Source organism: Pseudomonas sp. NPDC090208 (assembly GCF_044746785.1).
Taxonomy (GTDB): domain Bacteria; phylum Pseudomonadota; class Gammaproteobacteria; order Pseudomonadales; family Pseudomonadaceae; genus Aquipseudomonas.
Map to the genome: position 1 here is coordinate 230355 of NZ_JBIVCU010000002.1, position 20991 is coordinate 251345.

Annotated in this window: 21 protein-coding genes; 13 read left to right on the forward strand and 8 right to left on the reverse strand. The window is 62.5% G+C overall.

Features of this window, described 5'->3' with window-relative positions; all coding sequences use genetic code 11:
• Positions 1 to 129: 129 nt before the first annotated feature.
• Positions 130 to 726 carry a superoxide dismutase gene (locus ACIPL0_RS04080; protein ID WP_400593351.1) on the reverse strand — a complete coding sequence of 199 codons (597 nt, stop codon included), beginning with the start codon at positions 724 to 726 and terminating at the stop codon, positions 130 to 132.
• Positions 727 to 1052: 326 nt separating this feature from the next.
• Positions 1053 to 1655: a LysE/ArgO family amino acid transporter gene (locus ACIPL0_RS04085; protein ID WP_400593348.1), complete on the reverse strand. Its 603-nt coding sequence runs from the start codon at positions 1653 to 1655 to the stop codon at positions 1053 to 1055.
• Between the two features lie 105 nt (positions 1656 to 1760).
• On the opposite strand from ACIPL0_RS04085, the gene ACIPL0_RS04090 reads away from it, so the two are divergent.
• The 4 genes from ACIPL0_RS04090 to ACIPL0_RS04105 all read left to right on the forward strand — a co-directional run bounded on the left by ACIPL0_RS04090 (position 1761) and on the right by ACIPL0_RS04105 (position 5818).
• The gene (locus ACIPL0_RS04090) at positions 1761 to 2660 is read left to right on the forward strand and encodes a LysR family transcriptional regulator ArgP (RefSeq protein WP_400593345.1); all 900 of its coding nucleotides are present in this window, start codon (positions 1761 to 1763) and stop codon (positions 2658 to 2660) included.
• Positions 2661 to 2878: 218 nt separating this feature from the next.
• Complete coding sequence (locus ACIPL0_RS04095; RefSeq protein ID WP_400593342.1) at positions 2879 to 3877, forward strand: NAD-dependent epimerase/dehydratase family protein; 999 nt, start codon at positions 2879 to 2881, stop codon at positions 3875 to 3877.
• A 68-nt stretch (positions 3878 to 3945) separates the two neighbouring features.
• The gene (locus tag ACIPL0_RS04100; protein ID WP_400593339.1) at positions 3946 to 4815 is read left to right on the forward strand and encodes an ATPase; all 870 of its coding nucleotides are present in this window, start codon (positions 3946 to 3948) and stop codon (positions 4813 to 4815) included.
• A 451-nt stretch (positions 4816 to 5266) separates the two neighbouring features.
• Entirely contained in the window at positions 5267 to 5818 is a 552-nt protein-coding gene (locus ACIPL0_RS04105) for a hypothetical protein (RefSeq protein ID WP_400593336.1), read from the forward strand.
• A 104-nt stretch (positions 5819 to 5922) separates the two neighbouring features.
• Here ACIPL0_RS04105 and ACIPL0_RS04110 read toward each other — a convergent pair whose 3' ends face one another.
• The 3 genes from ACIPL0_RS04110 to ACIPL0_RS04120 form a co-directional block, all read right to left on the reverse strand.
• Positions 5923 to 6972 carry an alkene reductase gene (locus ACIPL0_RS04110; protein WP_400593333.1) on the reverse strand — a complete coding sequence of 350 codons (1050 nt, stop codon included), beginning with the start codon at positions 6970 to 6972 and terminating at the stop codon, positions 5923 to 5925.
• 71 nt (positions 6973 to 7043) lie between these two features.
• Positions 7044 to 8210 carry an MFS transporter gene (locus tag ACIPL0_RS04115; RefSeq protein ID WP_400593330.1) on the reverse strand — a complete coding sequence of 389 codons (1167 nt, stop codon included), beginning with the start codon at positions 8208 to 8210 and terminating at the stop codon, positions 7044 to 7046.
• A 25-nt stretch (positions 8211 to 8235) separates the two neighbouring features.
• Positions 8236 to 8538, reverse strand: coding sequence for an ArsR/SmtB family transcription factor (locus tag ACIPL0_RS04120; RefSeq protein ID WP_400593327.1), 303 nt, complete (start codon positions 8536 to 8538; stop codon positions 8236 to 8238).
• A 271-nt stretch (positions 8539 to 8809) separates the two neighbouring features.
• On the opposite strand from ACIPL0_RS04120, the gene ACIPL0_RS04125 reads away from it, so the two are divergent.
• The gene (locus ACIPL0_RS04125) at positions 8810 to 9415 is read left to right on the forward strand and encodes an ACP phosphodiesterase (protein ID WP_400593324.1); all 606 of its coding nucleotides are present in this window, start codon (positions 8810 to 8812) and stop codon (positions 9413 to 9415) included.
• On the opposite strand, the gene ACIPL0_RS04130 is transcribed toward ACIPL0_RS04125, so the two are convergent.
• A complete protein-coding gene (locus tag ACIPL0_RS04130) occupies positions 9376 to 10164 on the reverse strand; it encodes a lysophospholipid acyltransferase family protein (protein ID WP_400593321.1) in 789 nt (262 codons plus the stop codon). The two genes, ACIPL0_RS04125 and ACIPL0_RS04130, sit on opposite strands and share 40 nt — an antisense overlap.
• Positions 10164 to 10919, reverse strand: a complete 756-nt coding sequence (gene olsB / locus ACIPL0_RS04135) for an L-ornithine N(alpha)-acyltransferase (protein WP_400593318.1) — start codon at positions 10917 to 10919, stop codon at positions 10164 to 10166. The genes ACIPL0_RS04130 and olsB overlap by 1 nt, the downstream gene beginning before the upstream one ends.
• A gap of 388 nt (positions 10920 to 11307) precedes the next feature.
• On the opposite strand from olsB, the gene ACIPL0_RS04140 reads away from it, so the two are divergent.
• From ACIPL0_RS04140 to ACIPL0_RS04165, 6 genes are all read left to right on the forward strand, one after another.
• Positions 11308 to 12420, forward strand: a complete 1113-nt coding sequence (locus ACIPL0_RS04140) for a serine hydrolase domain-containing protein (protein WP_400593315.1) — start codon at positions 11308 to 11310, stop codon at positions 12418 to 12420.
• The gene (locus ACIPL0_RS04145) at positions 12417 to 12755 is read left to right on the forward strand and encodes an amidase (RefSeq protein WP_400593312.1); all 339 of its coding nucleotides are present in this window, start codon (positions 12417 to 12419) and stop codon (positions 12753 to 12755) included. Before ACIPL0_RS04140 ends, ACIPL0_RS04145 begins: the two co-directional genes overlap by 4 nt.
• Before the next feature lie 97 nt (positions 12756 to 12852).
• Complete coding sequence (locus ACIPL0_RS04150; RefSeq protein WP_400593309.1) at positions 12853 to 13434, forward strand: YceI family protein; 582 nt, start codon at positions 12853 to 12855, stop codon at positions 13432 to 13434.
• 2 nt (positions 13435 to 13436) lie between these two features.
• On the forward strand, positions 13437 to 14594 hold the full coding sequence (locus ACIPL0_RS04155; protein ID WP_400593306.1) for a phosphatidylserine/phosphatidylglycerophosphate/cardiolipin synthase family protein: 1158 nt from the start codon (positions 13437 to 13439) through the stop codon (positions 14592 to 14594).
• A 480-nt stretch (positions 14595 to 15074) separates the two neighbouring features.
• A complete protein-coding gene (locus ACIPL0_RS04160; protein WP_400593303.1) occupies positions 15075 to 15656 on the forward strand; it encodes a DJ-1/PfpI family protein in 582 nt (193 codons plus the stop codon).
• Between the two features lie 411 nt (positions 15657 to 16067).
• Positions 16068 to 16376, forward strand: a complete 309-nt coding sequence (locus tag ACIPL0_RS04165; RefSeq protein ID WP_400593301.1) for a ribbon-helix-helix domain-containing protein — start codon at positions 16068 to 16070, stop codon at positions 16374 to 16376.
• 69 nt (positions 16377 to 16445) lie between these two features.
• On the opposite strand, the gene ACIPL0_RS04170 is transcribed toward ACIPL0_RS04165, so the two are convergent.
• Positions 16446 to 17969 carry a fumarate hydratase gene (locus tag ACIPL0_RS04170; RefSeq protein WP_400593298.1) on the reverse strand — a complete coding sequence of 508 codons (1524 nt, stop codon included), beginning with the start codon at positions 17967 to 17969 and terminating at the stop codon, positions 16446 to 16448.
• Between the two features lie 425 nt (positions 17970 to 18394).
• On the opposite strand from ACIPL0_RS04170, the gene ACIPL0_RS04175 reads away from it, so the two are divergent.
• Together ACIPL0_RS04175 and ACIPL0_RS04180 are read left to right on the forward strand one after the other, a co-directional pair.
• Positions 18395 to 19501, forward strand: coding sequence for a diguanylate cyclase (locus ACIPL0_RS04175; protein WP_400593945.1), 1107 nt, complete (start codon positions 18395 to 18397; stop codon positions 19499 to 19501).
• Positions 19494 to 20432 (forward strand): iron-sulfur-binding ferredoxin reductase, encoded by a 939-nt coding sequence (locus ACIPL0_RS04180; protein WP_400593295.1) that lies wholly within the window; start codon positions 19494 to 19496, stop codon positions 20430 to 20432. The genes ACIPL0_RS04175 and ACIPL0_RS04180 overlap by 8 nt, the downstream gene beginning before the upstream one ends.
• The last annotated feature ends 559 nt before the right edge of the window (positions 20433 to 20991 follow it).

Below are 20991 nucleotides of genomic sequence, written 5' to 3' on the forward strand. Positions count from 1 at the left end.
TGAGTTTCGTTTTATCGGATTGCGATGAAAAATGATATTAGTACGCCATCGTTTTTCGACAATACAGAAAGCGCATGCAGAAGGCGAAAAAAAACCCGGCGAGGCCGGGTTTTTCATGCGAAGCAGGAATCAGGCGGCGAAGCTCTTGCCTTCGAACTGCTCGGCAACGAAGTTCCAGTTCACCAGGTTCCAGAACGCCTCGACGTACTTTGGACGCAGGTTGCGGTAGTCGATGTAGTAGGCGTGTTCCCAGACGTCGCAGGTCAGCAGCGGGGTGTCGCCGTTGGTCAGCGGGTTGCCTGCGCCGATGGTGCTGGCCAGTGCCAGGGAGCCGTCAGCCTTTTTCACCAGCCAGCCCCAGCCGGAGCCGAAGGTGCCGATGGAAGTCTTGCTGAACTCTTCCTTGAACTTGTCGAACGAACCGAAAGCCTTGTTGATCGCGTCAGCCAGGGCGCCGGTAGGCTGGCCGCCGGCGTTTGGCGCCAGGCAGTTCCAGTAGAAAGTGTGGTTCCAGACCTGGGCTGCGTTGTTGAAGATACCGCCCGAGGAAGTCTTGACGATTTCTTCCAGAGTCTTGCCTTCGAACTCGGTGCCTGGCACCAGGTTGTTCAGGTTCACGACGTAGGTGTTGTGGTGCTTGTCGTGGTGGTATTCCAGGGTTTCCTTGGAGATGTGCGGTGCCAGAGCGTCATGGGCGTACGGCAGCGGCGGCAATTCGAAAGCCATGGTAATTCTCCTAATCAGGTCAGTTGCGGTGAGCGCAAGGCCGATCACGGGCGGCCAGACAGAACATGCGCCGGTTGAGTTTTTACTCTTTTGCGACGCAGGGGCAGGATCATAGCACCGGCCCCGATGCTTAACCACGCAACAACTGTGTGGGATAGAGGTTCCAGAGCATTGCGCGAAAGGTTGGTGCGTTCCCTTGTAGGAGTGAGCTTGCTCGCGATTGCAATCTATCTGTACCTGCTGCACCGACTGATCCGACGCATCGCGAGCAAGCTCACTCCTACAAAACGGCGATCACCACCGGCAGTCATCCGTGTGTCGACCTCTCACGCTGAACGAACCAACTGCACCGCCACGCTGAACATCATCACCGCCACCATGAGATCCAGCGCCCGCCAGGTGGCCGGTCTTGCCAGCCACGGTGCCAGCCATGCTGCGCCGAGTGCCAGGGCGGAGAACCACAACAGCGACGCGCTGGCTGCGCCGACCACGTAAGCGCCGGGCACGCTTTGCTGGGCGCCGAGGGAGCCGATCAGCAGCACCGTGTCGAGGTAAACGTGAGGGTTGAGCAGTGTCACCGCCAGGGCCGTCAACAACACGGCCCGCCGCGAACGCTGGCCGTCGCTGTCACCCTGCAACAGGCTTTGTGGCGACAGCGCCCGGCGCAATGCCTTGCTGCCGTACCACAGCAGAAACACCACGCCACCCCAGCGCGCGACCGCCAGCAGCGTCGGGTTGTGCGCCAGCACATTGGCCAAACCAAACACCCCGGCCGTCACCAGCACCGCGTCGCAGAGAATGCACAATAGCGCGACGGACAAGTGATGTTCGCGACGCAGGCTTTGCGCCAGTACGTAGGCATTCTGCGTGCCGATGGCCATGATCAGGCCGCCCGCGACCAACAGGCCATTGAGATAACTTTGCCACACGGTGTCTGTGCTCCTGATCGAATAAAACGGCGTTGTGCTGGCGATTGTCGGTAATCCGACGGTATAAGGAAAACCAATAATCCTGATTGCTCATTAGGAAAACTGATGTTCGACTATAAATTGCTTTCGGCGCTGGCGGCGGTGGTCGAACAGGCCGGTTTCGAGCGTGCCGCTCACGTACTGGGCCTGTCGCAATCGGCGGTGTCGCAGCGGATCAAATTGCTCGAAGCGCGGGTCGGCCAGCCGGTGCTGGTGCGCGCCACGCCACCGAGCCCGACCGACATCGGTCGGCGCCTGCTCAACCATGTGCAGCAGGTCCGTCTGCTGGAGCGCGATCTGCAAAGCGTGGTGCCGGCGCTGGACGAAGGCGGTCTGCCGGAGCGACTGCGAATCGCCCTGAATGCCGACAGCCTGGCGACCTGGTGGGCTGCTGCCGTGGGCGATTTCTGTGCCGAGCGACGGCTGCTCACCGACCTGGTGGTCGAGGATCAGGACGTCGGCCTCAAGCGCATGCGTGCGGGTGAAGTGGCGGCCTGTGTCTGCGGCAGCGAACGACCGGTGGCGGGGGCGCGCAGCCTGCTGCTTGGCGCCATGCGCTATCGTGCGTTGGCCAGCCCTTCATTCGTTGCCCGGCATTTTCCGAACGGGGTGACGGCGCAGGCGTTGGCCCGCTCGCCGGCGCTGGTGTTCGGGCCGGACGATTTTCTCCAGCATCGGTACCTGGCAATGCTGGGCGCAGAGGGCGGTTTCGAGCACCATTTGTGTCCGTCGTCCGAAGGTTTCATCCGCATGACCGAGGCCGGCGTCGGGTGGGGGCTAGTGCCCGAGTTGCAGGTGCGCGAGCAACTGGCGAGCGGCCGGCTGGTGGAATTGTTGCCTGACCGCTGCATCGATGTGCCCTTGTACTGGCATCATTGGCGCAATGGCGGGCAGTTGCTGTCGGCGCTGACCGACCATCTGGCAAAAAAAGCCGGGCTTTGGCTGGTGCCGTTGGCGCAGATGTGAGCGTCGCAATGCGAGCGATGTTCCTTGTAGGAGCTGGCTTGTCCTGCGACCGGCTGCGAAGCAGTCGTAAATCCGGTATACGCGGTGTGTCAGAAAGGCATAGTCGTCAGGGGTTGCTGCCGGTTCCCGGCAGGTCGCGGGACAAGCCACGCTCCTACATAGGGGAGCGCCGTGTTCGTCGTAAGCGATGTGCGGTTTATGAACAGGTGGAGTGGTAAATGAAGATTCTGGTCACCGGCGCGAGCGGCTTCATCGGCGGGCGCTTTGCGCGTTTCGCCCTGGAGCAGGGCTTCAGCGTGCGGGTCAACGGCCGTCGCGCGGAAGGTGTCGAACATCTGGTACGGCGCGGCGCCGAATTCATCCAGGGCGACCTCAACGATCCGGACGTGGTGCTGGCGCTGTGTGACGACGTCGAGGCCGTGGTGCATTGCGCCGGTGCGGTCGGCAACTGGGGGCGTCGCGTGGACTTCCAGCAGGGCAACGTCCAGGTCACCGAAAATGTCGTCGAGGCCTGCCTCAAGCAGCGGGTCCGGCGTCTGGTGCACCTGTCGTCGCCGTCGATCTATTTCGATGGCCGTTCGCACCTGGACATCCGCGAAGAACAAGTGCCCAAACGCTTCCACAACCATTACGCCGCGACCAAATACCTGGCCGAGCAGAAGGTGTTCGGTGCCGAAGAGTTCGGTCTGGAAGTCATCGCCCTGCGTCCGCGTTTTGTCACCGGCGCCGGCGATACCAGCATCTTTCCGCGGCTGATGCAGATGCAGCGCAAAAAGCGCCTGTCGATCATTGGCAATGGCCTGAACAAGGTCGATTTCACCAGCATTCACAACCTCAACGAAGCGCTGCTGAGCAGCCTGCTGGCCAGCGGTTCGGCGCTGGGCAAGGCCTACAACATCAGCAACGGCACGCCGATTCCGCTGTGGGACGTGGTCAATTACGTGATGCGGCAGATGCAGTTGCCGCCGGTGACCCGCTATCGCAGCTACGGGCTGGCCTACAGCGCCGCGGCAATCAACGAGACGGCCTGCCTGCTGTGGCCGGGCCGACCTGAACCTACGCTGTCCAGACTGGGCATGCAGGTCATGACACGTGATTTCACGCTTGATATCAGCCGCGCCCGGTATTATCTGGATTACCAGCCCAAGGTCAGTGTCTGGACCGCACTGGACGAGTTCTGCAGCTGGTGGAAAGCACAGCACGGCGGGCCGCTGTAAAACGGCAGGCCATTCAGGCGGTCGTAGTACTGCTCCATTCAGATTCAGTGTTTTTCAAAGGGAAGCCCATGCGCAAAGATCCGTATGACGACGTCGATGACGTGCCGCACCTCAGCGCCAAAGACGATGACGACGATTTCATCCCCTCGGCCGGTGCCCGTGAACGCACCACGGTGTATTCGCGCACCACGCCGGTGGTCAAGGTCAAGGCGCCTGGTACGGGCGCGCTGTGGGCCTTGATCGGCGCGCTGTTCATTGCCTTCTGTGGTTTGGGTTGGTGGAGTTTTCAGCAGGTCTCGCTGATGGAGCAGCAACTGGTGGCGACCCAGGAGAGCTTCGCGCGAATCAGTGAGGAAGCGGCGGGGCGTCTGCAGGATATTTCCGGCAAGGTGGTGGCCACCGAGTCGGTCGCCAACAGCGGCGGCGAAGCCTTGAAGGCACAGATCAAGCAGTTGCAGGAACAACTGGCCGAGCAGAACCGCCAGCAGCAAGGCGTTGCCGGTGTGCAGGGCGGGCTGGACAAGCGTCTGGAACAGATTGCCGGGCAGAGCACCCAGCAGCAGGCCACCAATCAGCAATTGCAGGAACAGCTCAAGGCCGTCGCCACGGAACTGGCAGCGCTGAAGGCGGCGATGCCCGATGGCAAGGCGATCCAGGCGACGCAGAGCGAACAGTCGCGTCTGGATGGTGAACTCAAAAGCCTCGGTGCCGATGTTGCCAACCTGAAGAAAAGTAACAACAGCCAGGCCATCGAGCGTCTGGAACAAGACATGATCGTGCTCAAGAGCCAGCAGGACAACCGTCCGGCGACCCCGGCCTCGTCTGGCGCCAGCACGGCCGAGTTCGATGCTTTTCGCGGTCAGATGACCCGTAACATCAACACCCTGCAAAGCCAGATCCAGAACCTGTCGCAGCAGATCAACGCGCGACAGCAATAACGTCCGCTGTTCGTAGGAGCGCGCTTGCCCGCGATAGCGATATGCCTGACACCTTGAAGGTGATTGACAGGGCACAATCGCGGGCAAGCGTGCTCCTACAGATACCTGCTTACGCTCCGTAGCAGCACGGCTTGCCAGCGAATGGATTCGCCCCCACCGGCATGCCATCACATCTGATCTCCTGGCGCTTCTGCCTCTCCTCGGATCACGTCGTCCGGCTATTCGGAAAACCTCGGAATTTGCCGTCAGTTATTTCCTAGTATCTTGAAATTCATAGGCTTTTATGGTCTTGGCGCTTGTTTTTTTCCGGCCGGGAAGTAACTTCGCAAACATCACCTGGCCAGGGCGATAGGAACCATTCCATCGACAGGAGTTGATGGACGATTAGCCAATGGAACAAGGACGGTCGGCGCCCCTTAAATGGGGGGCGACCTCATAAGGAAAATGAAAGATGAACAATGATCAGACAACGGGCGATAACCCAACCCATGCAGCCATCAAGGCCGGCCCGCCAAAGCGTCCGAAGCCGCCGGTCAAACCACCAGTGAAACCGCCGGTCAAACCTCAAGTGAAACCGCCGGTCAAGCCTCCGGTCAAACCGCCTGTGAAGCCACCGGTCAAGCCAGACGAACGCACTGGCCCTTCGACTTTTGAAAAGGTCACCACCGTCATCAACACTGTCACCGGCGTGCTGACGCTGGTCAATCCAGCCAGCAGCATCATTAACCCAGATGGGTCTGCGACCTGGCCGAACGGCGGAGTGACCAACCCTGAAGGTACTGCGGTGACGCATCCGGACGGCACCGTGCAGCATGCCGATGGCAGGACTGTCGATTCCGAAGGCACCGTGACCCACCCGGACGGCAAAATAGTGTTCGCCGACGGCACCGTCCAGCATCCTGACGGCAAGATCGAGTGGCAAGACGGCACCGTCAAATATCCGGACGGTTCGATCAGGCGCCCGGACGGCACCATCGAGCCGCCTGAGGTCGAAAACGCATAACGGCGTGTTGCATCACGCCAAGGCTGCGGAATGAAAAAGCCCCGACCTGATCAGTCGGGGCTTTTTGTCGTGCTACCGGAGAACGGGATCAAGCGGTCAGCGACTTACAGCGCCGGATAATCCAGATAACCCACGGCGCCCTTGCCATAGAAGGTTTCCGGGTGCGGCTCGTTCAGCGCCGCATCCTTGGCCAGACGGGCTGGCAGGTCCGGGTTGGCGATGAACGGGATGCCGAAGGCCACGGCATCGGCCTTGCCTTCTGCCAGCCAGGCGTTGGCGCTTTCCTTGGTGAACTTCTCGTTGGCGATGAACACGCCGCCGAAGGCTTTCTTCAACTGCGGGCCGATGCTGTCGTCCAGTTCACGCTCACGGGCGCAGATGAACGCCACGCCACGTTTGCCCAGTTCGCTGGCTACGTAGGTGAAGGTTTCGGCCAGGTTGGCGTCGCCCATGTCATGGGAGTCGGCGCGCGGTGCCAGGTGCACACCGACACGGCCGGCGCCCCAGACTTCGATGGCGGCGTCGGTGACTTCCAGCAGCAGGCGGGCACGGTTCTCCAGCGAGCCGCCGTATTGGTCGGTGCGCTGGTTGGTGCTGCTCTGCAGGAACTGGTCGAGCAGGTAGCCGTTGGCGCCGTGGATCTCCACGCCGTCGAAACCGGCGGCCTTGGCGTTCTCGGCGCCGACGCGGTAGGCGTCGACAATGTCTTCGATTTCAGCCAACTCCAGCGCGCGCGGGGTGACGTAGTCCGACAGCGGGCGCACCAAGCTCACGTGGCCTTTGGGCTGGATGGCACTTGGCGCAACCGGGGTTTCGCCGTTCAGGTAGGACGGGTGCGAGACGCGGCCCACGTGCCACAGTTGCAGGACCATCTTGCCGCCGGCCGCGTGAACGGCCTTGGTGATGTTGGCCCAGCCACGCACCTGGTCGTTGGACCAGATGCCCGGGGTGTCCGGGTAACCGACCCCCATCGGCGTGACCGACGTGGCTTCGGAGATGATCAGGCCTGCCGAGGCGCGCTGGACGTAGTATTCGGCCATCATCGCGTTAGGCACGCGGCCTTCGTCGGCGCGGCAACGGGTCAGTGGGGCCATGACGATACGGTTCGCCAGCTCCAGCTCGCCCATTTTGATCGGGTCAAAAATGGTAGTCATTGAAAAGCTCCTGGATTTATAGGGGTGTAATCCGCAGTTTTTCTTATTATTCGATTCGTGCTGTCTGGCGTTCAGTTCGCCACCGCGGCCAGCTCGGCATCGCCGCGCTGACGGAAATTGATCAGGGTCACCAACAGTGCCAGCACGGCCAGCACACCGGCGGCCAGTGGCACGCTGGTCAGGCCGAAGCCGTGGGCGATGACGCTGCCACCGACCCAGGCGCCCAGCGCGTTACCGACGTTGAAAGCGCCGATGTTCAGGGTCGAGACCAGATTCGGTGCGTCTTTGCCGAAGGTCACCACGTTGATCTGCAACGCAGGCACCGCGGCAAAACAGGCGACAGCCCAAAGGAACAGCGTCAGCTCGGCGGGGATCAGCGCGACGCTGGTCCAGCTGAGGACGGTCGAGGCCACGGCCATGCTGATGAACACGCCGATCAGCGTGGCGGCCAGACGGCGGTCGGCCAGCTTGCCGCCGATGATGTTGCCGGCGGTCAGGCCCAGGCCGATCAGCATCAGCGTCCAGGTCACGCCATGGGGCGAGACGCCGGTGACTTCGCCCAGCAGCGGCGCCACGTAGGTAAACAGGGCGAAAACCGAAGCGGCGAACAGTACGGTCATGCTCAGCGACAGCCAGATACCGCCGCCTTTGAGGGCGCTCAGTTCGGCGCGCATGTCGATCTTTTCTTCATCGGTTTTGCTCGGCAGCACGCGAATCAAGCCGATGAAAGCGATCACGCCGATCACCGTCACCGCGAAGAACGTCGAACGCCAGCCGGCCTGTTGGCCCAACGCAGTGCCCAGCGGCACGCCCAGCACGTTGGCCAGGGTCAGGCCGGTGAACATCAGGGCGACCGCCGAAGCACGGCGATTGGCGGGCACCAGGCCAGCCGCCACGACTGAGCCGATACCGAAAAACGCACCGTGACACAGGGCGGTGACCACCCGGGCGATCATCAGGATGTTGTAGTCCGAAGCGATGGCGCAGAGCAGGTTGCCGACGATGAAGATGCCCATCAGCGCAACCAGCGCGGCCTTGCGCGGCAACTTGGCGGTGGCCATGGCCATGAACGGTGCGCCGATGGCGACGCCCAGTGCGTAACCGGTCACCAGCCAGCCGGCACCGGGGATGCTCACGCCCAGATCGGCGGCGACATCGGGCAGCAGGCCCATGATGACGAATTCGGTGGTGCCGATGGCGAAAGCGCTCAGGGCCAGGACGAGTAGCGATAGAGGCACGTGGCGTCTCCTTGAAAGGGTTGAATCAGAGCTGTTTGCTCAGCTCTTGCAGGAACGCCTGGATGACGTCTTCGTTGCGTTTGAAAAAGTGCCATTGGCCATGCTTGCGGCTGGTCACCAGACCGGCGCGCTGCAACGTGGCCAAGTGAGAGGACACGGTCGACTGCGACAAACCCGTGCGCTGGTCGATCTGCCCGGCACAGACACCACCGTCGAAGGTGTGCTGCTGGTCGGGGAAACAGGTCTGCGGGTCTTTCAGCCAGTCCAGAATCTGCCGGCGTACCGGATGGGCCAGCGCTTTGATGATTTCGTCGAGGTCGATAGGCATGTCGTTCTCAGGGTGTGTAGCGGTATATCGCGATGGGGCGAACTTTATATCTATAAATCGCGATATACAAATATGATCTGGCGCTAAGAATGTGCCAGATCGGTATATCGGGTTATATCGATATATGGGGCAGGCACCCGATCCCATAACCCTTGTGGGAGCGGATTCATCCGCGATGACGGCTTTACAGACGCCGCAAATGTGTCGAATGTACCGACAGATTCGCGGATGTATCCGCTCCCACAGGCTGAATCCGGTTGCGCACAACGTCATGAATTACCTTGCACACCTCCACCTCGGCGGCCAGGCACCCGCGCAATTGCTCGGCAGCCTCTACGGCGATTTCGTCAAGGGCCTGCTGGCCGGGCGGTTTCCGACTGACATCGAGGAAGCCATTCGTCTGCACCGGCGCATCGACGTTTTCACCGATGCCCACCCAGTGATTCGCCAGGCCATGGCGCGTTTCCCGGAAGGGCGGCGGCGCTATGCCGGGATCGTGCTGGACGTGTTTTTCGATCACTGCCTGGCGCGGGACTGGCAGCAGTACTCGGATGTGCCGCTGGAGGCGTTCACCGACAAGGTTTACCGGGTGCTGGCCAACGAGCCTGAGTTGCCGGAACGGCTGGCGCGGATTGCGCCGCGCATGGCGGCGCAGGACTGGCTCGGTTCTTACCGTGATTTTGAGGTGGTGGGCGATGCGCTGGCGGGGATCTCCCGACGCCTGTCACGCCCCGAGGGACTGGCCGGTGCCATGCAGGAACTGCGCGGGCTGTACCGGCCATTGAGCGAGGATTTCAGCGAGTTTTATCCACAGTTGCAGGCATTCGCTCAGGCAGCTCAGGCAGCTCTGGCGGCCGGGCGCGCCTCAGCCGGTTGAGCCACTTCACCGAACAGCGCGGTCTGCACCGCCTGCTGCGCTTCGAAGGCCAGCGCTGCGCGTTCCTTGCCTTGCGACGCAAGCGGCGTCAGCAGGCGGATGTGCACCTCGCTGACGTCGTTGTCGAACAGCCGGCGCAAGTGCGAAAGCAGGTCATCGTCGCCAATGAAGGGCGCGATCTGATCTGGCTTGCCGTTGCGCAGGTACTGAATCGCCACCGGTTGCAGCGGCACGCCGGTGTCGATGGCGCTGGACAGCAGGCGACCGTGGAAAGTACGCAGGCTGCGGCCATCGGTGGTGGTGCCTTCCGGGAAGATCGCCAGCGCATGATTGCCCAGCAAGTGCTGGCCCATCTGTTTCTGCACCAGCTTGCTGTCGCCAGCACCACGACGGATGAACAGCGTGCCGGCTTTCAGCGCCAGCCAGCCGGCCACCGGCCAGGTGCGTACTTCGGCCTTGGACAGGAACGACAGCGGCGCCAGCATGCCCAGCAGCGGAATGTCGGTCCACGACACATGGTTGCTGACCCACAGCATCGGCTGGCCTGGCAGCTTGCCGGTGACTGTCACGCGGAACGGCAGGGCGCCACTCAGCCGCGCCATGAACCAGTGGGTCCAGCGCTGCCGACGGGCCATGGTGTTGCCGATACGCAGACGCTCCATCAGGGCGAAGGTGCCGGCGATGGTCAGGCCCAGGGCGATTACCCACAACACGCGGATCACGCGCGCATGACTGCGCAGGCGACTCATCAGACCGCCGCCTTGAAGTGACGGGCGTAACGCGGGCACAGCTCGTCGCGCTTGAGCAGGATGAACACGTCGGCGACCTGGAAGTCCTCGTCCCAGCACGGCTCGCCGCAGATCTTCGCGCCCAGGCGCATGTAGGCCTTGAGCAGCGGCGGCATTTCGCAGATCACGTTGTTCGGCAAGTCGAGGCTTGGCAGCGGCTTCTTCGGCTCGGCGCGCAGGTGTTCGGTACACAGGTAGCGTTCGCGCAGACGCTGCATGATCGCGTGGGCCTGAATGCCGCCGTCCTGCATCGGGATGCTGGCGCAGCCCATCAGGTAGCTGTAGCCGCCTTCGTTGAGCACTTCGGCCAGCTCGCTCCAGAGCACGGCGATGGTGCCGCCGTTGCGGTAGGCCGGGTCGACGCAGGTGCGGCCCAGTTCCAGGATCGGGCCTTGCAGATGGACCAGACCGTGCAGGCTGAATTCTTCTTCGCTGTAGAAGCGGCCCAGGCTGCTGGCGGCCTTGTGGTCGAGCAGGCGGGTGGTGGCGACCAGACGGCCGCTGTTGAGGTCGCGCACGCCGATGTGCATGCAATGGATGTCGTAATCGTCGATGTCCAGACCCTGTTCGGCACCCTTGAGCTTGGCGTTGAACTCGCCGCTGAACACGCTGAAGCGTAGCGCCTGGGCTTCCTGCAAGGCTTGGTCACCCACCAGGCGCACGGCCTGCAGACGACGTTCGGAGTGGGTGTCTCGAATGCTGGCGATCTGAGTCATGTGGCGTCTCCGTGGGCCAGCCTTCGTCCAGGCCGGTCGACTGATTGTTTCGAATCATTGCTGTACGAATGCAGGCTAGGGAGGGCCGATGTCATCACCGTTAAGTTTTGGTGATGGTTGCGTGACAGGGGTAAGCGCCGCCGTTTTCTGTAGGAGCTGGCTTGCCCTGCGAGCGCGCCGGGGTCGCGTCCGACCGCAGTCGTCGTAAAACCTGAGAACACATTCTGTCTGACACGCCACGTTTACCGGTTCTACGACTGCTTCGCAGCCGGTCGCAGGGCAAGCCAGCTCCTACAACGGCCGCAAGGCAATCCACGCGCGGAAAGGCTTCACATCACCTGTCACGAATTCCGTCTACAGTCCCCCGGTCGCCGTCCGGGATTCGTTCATGAACTGTCGTTTGTTCGCCTGCCTGCTGCCTCTTGTCACACTGCTGCTCGTCAGCACCGCCAGCGCCGAAAACTGGCCCGATCCGCAATGGGCGACGCGGCCGTTGCCCATTAACGCTGCGGTGCAGGCCCTGGACACCTACGCCTTCCCGCCCCGCGACGAGCAGACCCGTAAAGGCATCCGCAGCGACGCGCTGTTGATCGTGCGCAACGGCGAAATCGTCTACGAGCGTTACGCTGGTGCCACCCACGCCGACACGCCGCACCTGACCTGGTCGGTGAGCAAAAGCATTCTCGCCACCGTGCTGGGCGTGGCCTACGGCGAAGGGCGGGTCCGCCTGGATGACCCGGTGGCGAAGTTCTATCCGCCGTTCAGCGCCCACCCGCAAATCCGCATTCAGGACCTGTTGCATTGGGCATCCGGGCTGGACTGGCAGGAAGACTACGAATACGCGCCGCTGAATTCGTCGGTGGTGGCGATGCTCTACACCCGCGGTCGCGGTGACATGGCCGGCTTCACGGCGCAGCACGCGGTCGTCAGCGCGCCGGGCACCTCCTATCGCTATTCCAGCGGCGACAGCACGGTGCTGGCGGCGGCGCTGAAAGGCATGGTCGGCGCGGACCGCTACGCCGACTACCCCTGGACCGCGCTGTTCGACCCGCTGGGCATCCGCAGCGCCACCTGGGAAAGCGACGCCAGCGGCACCTTTGTCGGTTCGTCCTACGCCTACATGACCGCTCGCGATCTGGCGCGCATCGGCTTGCTGATGGCGCGTGACGGTCGCTGGCAAACGCGACAGTTGCTGCCGGCCGAGTGGGTCCGTTTCAACCTCACGCCGTTCACCTCGCAGACGACAACACAGATGGCAGCGGACGAAGCCCCCGGCGGGCACTGGTGGCTCAATCGAACGGGCAACGGCCAAGCGGGGCCATGGTCCGATGCGCCGCCGGACACCTTTGCCGGCCTCGGCCATTGGGGCCAGGCGCTGTACGTGATCCCTAGCAAAGGTCTGGTGATCGTGCGCTACGCTGACGACCGCGACGGCAGTTACGACCACAATCGACTGCTCAAACTGGCACAGGCAGCAGTGGCCGGGGAGGGCGCTCAATGACTGCGCGCAGAAGCTTCATCCGCCGTCGTCCGTTCAGCACCCTGGGGTTGTTGATTCTGTTCGGGCTCATCGTGCTGATCGGGGTCTGGCGCGTTCAATTGCAGGCGTTCCCCAGCATCATCAGCGCCTACACGGCCAAGGAATATTGCTCGTGCCGCTATGTGATGAACCAGCCGGTGGACTACTGTCAGGGGTACGTCAAACAGTGGCTTCCCGCCAGCTTGCATGAGGACGCTGCAGCACGGTTGATCTCCTCCAGCGGCATGGGCCGCGACAGCCGCGCGCAATGGCTCGGCCCGCACCAGGGCTGCCGCTTGTTGCCTGACGCGCCTTAGCGAGGGGTGTAGCGAGAGGCACGGCCGCGAACCTCGTCAATTGCCTGCGGTCTGACAGCCGGATAACGTAGCCCTCATCCGCGCTTCTGGAGTTCGCATGCCCATTTTTCCCCGCCTGTTGCTGGCCTCGCTGGCCGTGCTTGCTCTGCCAGCCCAGGCGAACTGGTATCTGGACAACGAGTCCTCGCGGCTGTCGTTCATCTCCACGAAAAACGCCGACATTTCCGAAGTCCATCGTTTCCTCAATCTGCATGGCAAGGTCGACAGCAAGGGCGTGGCCGAGCTTGAGATCGAGCTGGATTCGGTCAGCACCGGCATCCCGCTGCGTGACCAACGGCTGCGTCGTGACCTGTTCGAGATCAAGCAATTTCCCGAGGCGCACATCTCCGCGCAACTGGACATGCGCCCGATCAACGCGCTGGCGCCGGGCGCGCAACTGGAACTGCGGCTGCCGTTGAAAGTGCAGATCCACGGCCAGTCGCAGACCTACAACGCCGAGCTGCTGGCGACCCGTCTTGATGATCGGCGCTTTCAGGTGGTGACCCTCGAACCGCTGGTGCTGCATGCCGAAGATTTCGGCCTGCTACCGGGGCTCGACAGCCTGCGCAAGGTCGCCGGTCTGTCGGCCATCGGTCACTCGGTGCCGGTAGGCGCCGTGCTGATCTTCACGGCGCGCTGATCATGCGAGGGGCGATCTTTCCGTGGCGTGACGACAACCAGTTCAACCTGCTGATCGACGGGCCAGCGTTCTTCCCGCGCATGATCGCGGCCATCGACGCGGCGCAGCAGCAGGTCGAGCTGGAACTGTATCTGGTCGAGGCCGGCGCCTGCGCCGAAGCGGTGGTGCAGGCGCTGGCTGCTGCGGCACGGCGCGGGGTGATCGTGCGCTGCCTGTTCGATGACTTCGGCTCGCTGGCCTTCACCCTGAGCCTGCGCAATCGTCTGACCGAAGCCGGGGTGATTCTGCGCTTCTACAATCGGGTGCACTGGCGGCGCGGCCTGCGCAACCTGTACCGCGACCATCGCAAGATCCTGCTGGTGGACAAGTCGCTGGCGGTGGTCGGTGGCACCGGCGTGACCGACGAATTCTGGCAGCCGGATCAGGATGTCAGCCAATGGCACGAAGTGATGGTGGAAATCCGTGGCCCGCTGGTGCTCGACTGGCAGGCGCTGTTCGACCGTCAGTTCCACGCCAACCCCCGGCGCAAGGCCTGGCGCCCGGCGGAAAACTTCGGCCTGCCGCGCCTGCCCAAAGCGCCGGTCAGCGGCCAGGGGTTCGGTCGGGTGGCCTACGCCGACTCGCGCCAGCATCGCGACATTCTGCAAGCGCTGATCCGCGCCCTGAGCACCAGCAAACGGCGCATCTGGTTGGCGACGCCGTATTTTCTGCCGACCTGGAAAGTCCGTCGTGCCCTGCGTAGAGCGGCTTCGCGGGGTGTCGACGTGCGCCTGCTGCTGACCGGCCCGCGCACCGATCACCCGTCGGTGCGCTATGCCGGCCATCGCTATTACCCGCGCCTGCTCAAGGCGGGGGTAAAAATCTTTGAATACCAGCCGTGCTTCCTGCACTTGAAAATGGTCCAGATCGACGACTGGGTCAGCATCGGCTCGTGCAACTTCGACCACTGGAACCTGCGCTTCAACCTGGAAGCCAACCTGGAAGCCATCGATCCGGCGCTGAGCCAGGCCGTGACCGCCAGCTTCGAGCGCGATTTTCTGCAAAGCAGCGAAGTCAGCCTGGCCGACTGGCAATCCCGCCCGCTGTGGCGACGGATCAAACAGCGGCTGTGGGGCTGGGTCGACCGGCTGGTGGTCAATGCGCTGGACCGGCGGGGTTAATGGCGCTGTTGCCCGTTCGCTTGCTCCCACAGTTTTACTGCTGCAGGTGAACGACGCGGTAGTGCTTTTGCTTCTGGCCGAAGGCCGTGGGAGCCGGCTTGCTGGCGAATGCGATGGACCTGTGACGACGATGGCGGCTGGTAGACCGGTTCGCCAGCAAGCCGGCTCCTACAGATTCAATGTCGCCTGTTCCGTAGCATTCCGGCTTGCCGGCGGCAGCGATGGTGAACTCGCCACCGCCGGCAAGCCAGGCTGCTACAGCGATAACGGCGATGAATCTGTGGGAGCGGGCTTGCCCGCGAAGGCGTTGTGTCAGACAGCATCATTGCTGCCGGTGTACCGTAATCGCGGGCAAGCGCGCTTCTACAGCTTCACGAATACGCAGCCATCGCCTCGTGTAGTACTACGCTGTTACCTGCGCGGGAAATATCCCGCCAATACTGTCGGCTCAAGGACACATCCACCGGAGGGTATCAGCAGATGGCGGCCAAGAAGATTCTCATGCTGGTCGGCGATTACGTCGAAGACTACGAAGTGATGGTGCCGTTCCAGGCGCTGCAGATGGTCGGTCACACCGTCCACGCAGTCTGCCCCGGCAAGAAAAAAGGCGAGGTCATTCGCACCGCCATCCACGATTTTGAAGGCGACCAGACCTACAGCGAAAAGCGCGGCCATAACTTCGCCCTCAATTTCGACTTCGCCAGCGTCAAATCCGCCGATTACGACGCCCTGCTGGTGCCGGGCGGACGCTCGCCGGAATACCTGCGCCTCAACCAGGACGTGCTGGCACTGGTCCGTGAATTCGGCCGCGACAGCAAACCCATCGCCGCCGTCTGTCACGGCCCGCAACTGCTGGCCGAAACCTGCATTCTCAAAGGCCGCTCGCTTAGCGCCTACCCGGCCTGCGCCCCGGAAGTGCGACTGGCCGGCGGTGAATACGTCGACATCGGCATGGAAGAAGCCCACACCGACGGCAACCTGGTCACCGGCCCCGCGTGGCCCGCGCACCCGGCGTGGCTGGCGGCGTTTCTCAAACTGCTGGGCACCCAGATCATTCTTTGAGGCAGTACGGCTGACACCATGACCTGTAGCAGCCCAGCTTGCTGGCGGCGACGATAAAAAGACCGCCACCGCCGGCAAGCCGGACTGCTACGGGGCAGATGTCATGCCGAGGCATCCCGAACGCCGCAAACCCTGTGGGAGGAGGCGCTCCCACGGCTACAACGGCGAACGTTCTGTAGCAGCCTGGCTTGCCAGCGGCGACGATAGAAAGACCGCCACCGCCGGTAAGCCGGACTGCTACGGGGCAGATGTCATGCCGAGGCATCCCGAACGCTGCGAACCCTGTGGGAGGGAGCTCTGCTCGCGATAGCGTCAGGCCAGACAACCCGACGTTGACAGACTTGTCGCCATCGCGAGCAGAGCTCCCTCCCACGGAAGTTTGCGAAAAGCTTATCCACTGAGGCCAACACCATGTGCGAACTCTATGTAAAAGCCGACCCTATCCTCTACGAGTCCCGCTCACGCTCGCTGCGCATCTGCGGCGTGGTCACGACCTTACGTCTGGAAAACCAGTTCTGGGACATCCTCGCCGAAATCGCCCGCAACGACGGCATGACCACCAATCAACTGATCACAAAGTTGTATGAAGAAGTGATGGGCTATAACGGCGAAGTCATCAACTTCGCGTCGTTTCTGCGGGTGAGTTGCACGCGGTATTTGAGCCAGAAACGATCGGTAGTAGTGCCTGAACCGGGGCTTTTGCGTGCGGTAGGGAAGTAACGTTGCGCCGGTTGGATGAAAAAGCCCGGTACTGGGACCGGGCTTTTTCATTGCTCGCAGATAAAGCGCTTACTGCACTTCCACCGCCAGGCTTTCACTGATCTTTTTCTGCCAGATGGCGGGACCGGTGATGTGTACGGACTCGCCTTTGCTGTCGACCGCAACGGTGACCGGCATGTCTTTGACTTCGAACTCGTAGATCGCTTCCATGCCCAGTTCCGGGAATGCCAGCACTTGCGATTTCTTGATCGCCTGGGCCACCAGGTAGGCAGCGCCGCCGACGGCCATCAGGTACACGGCTTTGCTGTCCTTGATCGCTTCGATAGCGGTCGGGCCGCGCTCGGATTTGCCGATCATGCCCAGCAGGCCGGTCTGTTCGAGGATCTGACGGGTGAACTTGTCCATGCGGGTCGCGGTGGTTGGGCCAGCCGGGCCTACCACTTCGTCACCGACCGGATCGACCGGGCCGACGTAATAGATGAAGCGACCTTTCAGGTCCACCGGCAGGGTTTCGCCCTTGTTCAGCATCTCGACCATGCGTTTGTGCGCAGCGTCGCGACCGGTAAGCATCTTGCCGTTGAGCAGGACGGTTTCACCCGGCTTCCAGCTCTGCACTTCTTCCGGGGTCAGGGTGTCGAGGTTGACGCGACGGGCCGACGGGCCGGCTTCCCAGACGATTTCCGGGTAGGCGTCCAGAGGTGGCGCTTCCAGCGAAGCCGGGCCGGAACCGTCGAGCACGAAGTGCGCGTGACGGGTGGCGGCGCAGTTCGGGATCATGCACACCGGCAGGGACGCGGCGTGGGTCGGGTAGTCCATGATCTTGACGTCGAGCACGGTGGTCAGACCGCCCAGGCCCTGGGCACCGATGCCCAGCTGGTTGACCTTCTCGAACAGCTCCAGACGCATTTCTTCCAGACGGTTCGACGGGCCGCGAGCCTTCAGCTCGTGGATGTCGATGGACTCCATCAGGACTTCCTTGGCCATGACCGCGGCTTTCTCGGCGGTGCCGCCGATGCCGATGCCGAGCATGCCAGGCGGGCACCAGCCAGCGCCCATGGTCGGCACGGTTTTCAGTACCCAGTCAACGATCGAGTCGGACGGGTTGAGCATCGCCATCTTCGATTTGTTTTCCGAGCCGCCGCCCTTGGCCGCCACGTCCACTTCGACGGTGTTACCCGGCACGATGGAGTAGTGGATGACCGCCGGGGTGTTGTCCTTGGTGTTTTTGCGAGCGCCCGCCGGGTCGGCGAGGATCGAGGCACGCAGGACGTTTTCCGGCAGGTTGTAGGCGCGGCGCACGCCTTCGTTGATCATGTCGTCCAGGCTCATGGTGGCGCCGTCCCAGCGCACGTCCATGCCGACGCGCACGAAAACGGTGACGATGCCGGTGTCCTGGCAGATCGGCCGGTGGCCGGTGGCGCACATGCGCGAGTTGATCAGGATCTGGGCCATGGAGTCGCGGGCAGCCGGCGACTCTTCGCGCAGATACGCTTCATGCATGGCCTGAATGAAGTCAACGGGGTGGTAGTAGGAAATGAACTGCAGGGCGTCAGCGACACTCTGGATCAAATCGTCTTGCTTGATCACGGTCATGGGGGCGCGCTCCTCTGATTTGGCGGGAACATTCGTGTTGCTATGGGCGACAGTACTGCAACGTTCTGGCGCAAGCATCCTGATTAAGCGTGAGGCGTGCCGAAGGACAACATCGGCAGGTCGGCGTAAAAAAGGCGCGGCAGTATAACCCGTGGTCGTTTTTGGTACAGCGGGTTACGACTGAACGTTGGTCGAACATCGCCCGGTTTCATCGACCCGCAAGGGGCGGACGAGGCGCAGTGTGGCGGTCGTCGGGAAGCTGACATTTGGATAGTCATTTTGCAGCGCAGGCACTAGAGTGGCGAACTGCCTGATTGGACAGCCGTGACCGTGCAAGAAGCGCGGGTCACGCGCTTGAGCCGTCGTACAGGTCATTTCTTCTGACAGTACAGGACGGACCCTTTTTATCCATGTTGAATCAAGACGTGACTGACGACGCCATTCAGCGATTGTTGCTCAAGCGACTCGCTCTGGCCGCCGGCACCTACGGGCTGATCATTGCCCTGGTGTGGGTGGCGCTTTTTGCCGGTTATTACCATGCCTCCCTGTTCAGCGTCGGCTTGTCCAGCCTGTTGGTGCTGCTCAGCCAGGGCGGCCTGCTGGCCCTGTTCGTTTCCGGGGCCAACCGACGCTTCAAGGACCCCGGGCTGACCGAATTGCAGGTGCTGATCGGGCTGGGCTGGCAAACCTATCTGCTCAGCCATCTGGACTCGGCGCGTGGCACGTTCCTGGTGCTGTATGTGCTGGTGCTGCTGTTCGGTCTGTTCCACCTGCCGCCGAAAGTCTTCACCCGCTGCGCGCTGTTCGCCTTGCTGGGTTTCACGGGGCTGAACTTGTGGGACGCCTTCGCCCGCCATCTGACCGACCCCAATCTCGCTGCCCTGCAGACCTGTGCGCTGTTTCTGGTGCTGGCCTGGCTGTGCCTGTACGCCCGCTTCGTGCAGCACTCGCGCCAGCGCATGCAGCAGCGCCGGGTCAGCTTGCAGGCGCATCAGGACACCCTGCGCGGCATGATGTTTCAGTTGGAAGAGTTGGCTGCCACCGACGAACTGACCGGACTGTTCAATCGCCGGCACTTTTTGCGCATCGCCACCCGCGAACTGGACGCCATGGCGGACGATGAGACCGAAGGGCTGGCGCTGATCGACCTCGACCATTTCAAGCGGGTCAACGACATGCACGGCCACGCCGCCGGCGACCGCGTATTGCAGGCATTTGCCGCCAGCGCCCGTGGCTGCCTGCGCCCGAACGACATTCTGGCGCGTTACGGAGGCGAGGAGTTTGTCTTGCTGATTCCCCGCTGTACCCGCGCGCAACTGGTCGAATGTTGCGAGCGTATTCGCCTGGCCTTCGAGCAGGTCAGCCTGCCTGACGTGCCGGAGATGGCGTTGAGCCTGTCCATCGGCATGACCGTGATCGAACACGGCGATGACATGGATCGCGCTTTGCAGCGCGCTGACCAGGCCCTGTATGGCGCCAAGCATCATGGCCGCAACCGTTGCCATGGCGAGTGGGATTTTGCCGATGCCTGAGTTGCGAGTGTCCGACCGGCAATGGCCGGTGGCGGCGGGCAGCAATCTGCTCGATGCCTTGAACAGTGCCGGGCTGGCGGTGCCCTTCAGCTGCCGTGCGGGCAGTTGCCATGCGTGCCTGGTGCGTTGTGTGGCCGGCGAGCCGCTGGACGCCATGCCCGAAGCGCTGGATGCCGGCAAGCGCGAGCAGGGCTGGCGGCTGTCTTGCCAATGCCGGGTGGTCAATGATCTGGTCGTGGAAATCTTCGATCCGCTGCGTGACGGTTTGCCGGCACGGGTGATCGCCTGCGACTGGCTCGGAGCGTCCGTGTTGCGCCTGCGTCTGGAGCCCGAACGTCCGCTGCGCTATCGCGCCGGTCAGCATCTGGTGCTGTGGACGGCCAACGGCATTGCCCGGCCGTATTCGCTGGCGAGTCTGCCGGGTGAAGATGCGTTTCTGGAGTTTCATCTGGATTGCCGCCATCCCGGCGTGTTCACGGACGTTGCTCGCACGTTGAAAGCCGGGGACGCCATTCGTCTCGGTGAACTGCGTGGTGGTGCGCTGCATTACGACCCTGACTGGCACGAACGGCCACTGTGGTTGCTGGCTGCCGGTACCGGGCTGGGGCCGTTGTGGGGTGTGCTGCGTGAGGCGCTGCGCCAGCAGCATCAGGGGCCGATCCGGGTCATGCACGTGGCTCACGGCCCGGATGGGCATTACCTGGCACAGCCATTGGCGCAACTGGCTCTGGAGCATCCACATCTGCAGGTCGAGTTGATCGACACCGATGGCTTTCAGGCGGCGCTCTCGACCTTGCGCGTCAGCACCCGTCAGACCATCGCCCAGGTGTGCGGCAGCACGGCCAGCGTCGAGGCGTTTTCAAAGCGCCTGTTCATCGCCGGGTTGCCACGCAGCCAGCTGCTGGCGGATGTGTTTTTGCAGAAGGCCTGAACGCCTGCCCCTGTAGGAGCGCGCTTGCCCGCGAAGGCGTCAGGTCAGACACATTGATGTCGACTGACCCACCGCCTTCGCCAGCAAGCCGGCTCCCACAGGATGTGTGTTGAACGTAAATGCTGCGAACACCACAAACTATGAGCCGGCTTGCCGGCGACCCTCATTGTCATGACCCATTGAGGTGTCTGATCTGCCGGAAATGGTAGGAGTGAGCTTGCTCGCGATGACGTTCCTTCAGGCTCTGCAGAGTTGACTGATGTGGCGCTATCGCCAGCAAGCCGGCTCCCACAGGATGTGTGTTGAACGTAAATGCTGCGAACACCACAAACTCTGAGCCGGCTTGCCGGCGAACCTCGTTGTCATGACCCATTGAGGCGTCTGATCTGCCGGAAATGGTAGGAGTGAGCTTGCTTGCGATGACGTTTCTTCAGGCTCTGCAGGGTTGACTGATGTGGCGCTATCGCCAGCAAGCCGGCTCCCACAGGATGTGTGTTGAACGTAAATGCTGCGAACACCACAAACTATGAGCCGGCTTGCCGGCGACCCTCATTGTCAT